The sequence below is a fragment of the Ralstonia sp. ASV6 genome (assembly GCF_016429285.1).
Taxonomy (GTDB): Bacteria; Pseudomonadota; Gammaproteobacteria; order Burkholderiales; family Burkholderiaceae; genus Ralstonia; species Ralstonia flaminis.
In genome coordinates this window covers 1-2,325 of sequence record NZ_JAELUI010000290.1, presented here as the reverse complement: position 1 = coordinate 2,325, position 2,325 = coordinate 1, and the positions used below count along the sequence as shown (strand labels likewise).

At 66.9% G+C, this 2,325-nt stretch carries 3 protein-coding genes and 1 pseudogene; all 4 read right to left on the bottom strand.

Annotated elements, in window-relative coordinates; translation table 11 throughout:
* A pseudogene (locus JHD73_RS27525) lies at positions 1–255 on the bottom strand (CoF synthetase); the annotation flags it as partial.
* Positions 252–1,058 (bottom strand): MBL fold metallo-hydrolase, encoded by an 807-nt coding sequence (locus JHD73_RS27520; RefSeq protein ID WP_199033299.1) that lies wholly within the window; start codon positions 1,056–1,058, stop codon positions 252–254. The pseudogene JHD73_RS27525 and the gene JHD73_RS27520, both read right to left, overlap by 4 nt.
* A complete protein-coding gene (locus tag JHD73_RS27515) occupies positions 1,046–2,062 on the bottom strand; it encodes an NAD(P)-dependent oxidoreductase (protein WP_199033298.1) in 1,017 nt (338 codons plus the stop codon). Before JHD73_RS27515 ends, JHD73_RS27520 begins: the two co-directional genes overlap by 13 nt.
* A partial coding sequence (locus JHD73_RS27510; protein ID WP_306663166.1) for a 3-oxoacyl-[acyl-carrier-protein] synthase III C-terminal domain-containing protein occupies positions 2,059–2,325 on the bottom strand: 267 nt, incomplete at its 5' end. The genes JHD73_RS27515 and JHD73_RS27510, both read right to left, overlap by 4 nt.

The following is a 2,325-nucleotide window of genomic DNA, read 5'->3' as shown; positions in this document are numbered from 1 at the left end:
GGCCAACACATCGTCCAGGCGCAGGCCGGCGGTGTTCATGGTGTCGAAGTTGGCCATCATGGTGGCCTTGTCCATCAGTGGCCACTCGCGCATCGGCTTGGATGCGAAGGCGCGAAAGTACGGGCTGCGCGTGAGCACACGCCGCGTGAAGCGCGCAATCTCGTGCTGCTGGTGCGCCTCCAGCGCGGCACGGTTGGCTGGCCGCAACCGGCGCGTCTGCCAGTACGACCACAGCAGGCGGTGGAATGCAGTCACAGCGCGCCCTCGTGTGTAAGCAGGATGCGTACGTGGCCGCCCGCGTCGAGCGCATGCAGTTTGCGCAGCGTGTCGAAGTAGGCGTGGCGGTCTTCCATGATCGAATAGGCCAGCACCGACGGCCCACGCAGTTCGCGATAGCTCAGTGGTGACCACGCGGCATCGGCCGCCAGCAGCACCCAGCCATCGTGCGTGCTGACAAACGCGCCGATGTGCCCGGCGGCGTGACCAGGCAGCGGCACGAGCAGCACGTCACCGTTGCTGTCGGGCAAGGCCCATGCAGATGTGAACGGCGCCAGCTCGGGCGGCAGCGTGACCTGTTCGAACTGCTCGACAAAGCGCGTGCGTGTTTCGAAGTCCTCGGGAATCAGCCCCGGCACGAAAGCACGCCGCAACGCAGAGACACCACGCAGCGCGCGCAGGTGCATCCAGCCCTCGCCCGAGCAGATGACGGGCACACCGGGAAAGTCGCGCAAGCCGGCCACGTGGTCACCGTGGAAGTGCGAGACGATCAGTCCATCCAGGTCGGCTGGCCGCAGCCCCTGCTGCGCAAGCTGTGCCGCCATTGACTCCGCCGTATCGAAGTACACCGGCGTGACCTTGCGGTAGATCGCAAACAGGCCGTTGCGCGTGTGGTCGTGAAAGTGCGACGCATAGCCCGTGTCCCACAGCCAGCGGCGGCCGGCGGTTTCGATCAGCCATGCGCGCGCCGGAAACGCACACGTGCGCAGGCCCGCGCCGCGCAGCGCCACGCAGGCCGTGTGCGTGCAATAGCCGGCTTCAAAGACCGTTAGCGTTGCCATATGCGGTTGCCATGTTCACGTAACCAGTGGGCCGTGCGGCGGATGCCTTCCGCCAGGTCGATGGGCGGCACGTAGCCGAGTTCGGCGCGCGCATGGTCGTTGGCGAGCGTCATGTCGTAATGCAGGGCAGCGGCGCTGTAGCGCGTGAGCAGCGGCTCGCGGTGCGTCATGCTACTGGCCGATTCCATGAGACGCGCCGCAAGTGCCATGGCCGGATACGGCACAGCGCGAATGCGGTAGCGCAGGCCAAGCTGCTGCCCCAGCAACTGGTCCAGCAGATCGCGCAGCGTAGCAGGCGCATGGTTGGTGATGTTGTACGCGGCGCCGCTGGGCACGTCGGCCGTGGTGGCGCACTGCATGGCGTGCACCACGTTCTCCAGATAGGTCAGGTCCATGCGCGCGGCGCCGCCACGCGGCAGGGGTAGCGTGCCGCCACGCAGCTTCAGCAGATGCAGGATGCGCGGCAGCACCACGCGGTCGTGCGGGCCAAACAGCCCACGTGGGCGCAGGATGACGAAGCGCGTGGTGTCTTGCGCAGCAGCGTGCTGCTGAATCACGTCTTCCGCCAGCATCTTGGTTGCCGCGTAGTGATTGGCGAAGCGGGCGGGGCGATAGGTCTCGGGCAGGTTCGCGTGGTGCCGGTAGTCGAAGTAGATCGACGGCGTGGAGATGTGCACGAAGCGCCGGATGCCGTGCTTGACCGCACCTTCGGCCAGGGCGGCCGTGGCGAGCACGTTGGCTGCATGGAAGTCGTCATAGGCACCCCACGGCGACGACAGCGCCGCGCAATGCCAGACCGTATCGACACCCTCGAACAGTGCATCCAGCGTAGCTGGCGTGAGGCGTGCAAGATCGGCCGGCACGTAATCGGCACCGCGTGCAAGAAAGGCTTCTCGCTGCGCGGCATCGCGCCCGGTGGCACGCACGCGCACACCCTGTGCCAGCAACGCGTCGACAGCGTTGCGACCCAGCCCGCCCGTGGCGCCGGTCACCAGTGTCGTCATAGTGTCAACACCATGCCGCCGAGTGTCAGCCCCGCCGCGGTGCCCACCAGCAGCACTGGGCGGCCCGGCTCAATGCGCCCACGCGTGACGGCTTCATGCAGCGCAGTGGGAATCGACGCGGCCACTTGGTTGCCGTGCTGCGCATAGATGTCGACCACGGCGGCTTCAGGCACGCCCAATCGTTTGCGCAAGTGCTGCATGCCAAGGTGGCTGGCCTGGTGCGGCACGACCACGTGCATATCGCGCAGCGTGTAGCGGCTGTC

Bases quoted from the DNA above. Each gene is read 5' to 3' on its own strand.
- JHD73_RS27520 (WP_199033299.1), bottom strand. From the start codon at position 1,058: ATGGCAACGCTAACGGTCTTTGAAGCCGGCTATTGCACGCACACGGCC.
- JHD73_RS27515 (WP_199033298.1), bottom strand. From the start codon at position 2,062: ATGACGACACTGGTGACCGGCGCCACGGGCGGGCTGGGTCGCAACGCT.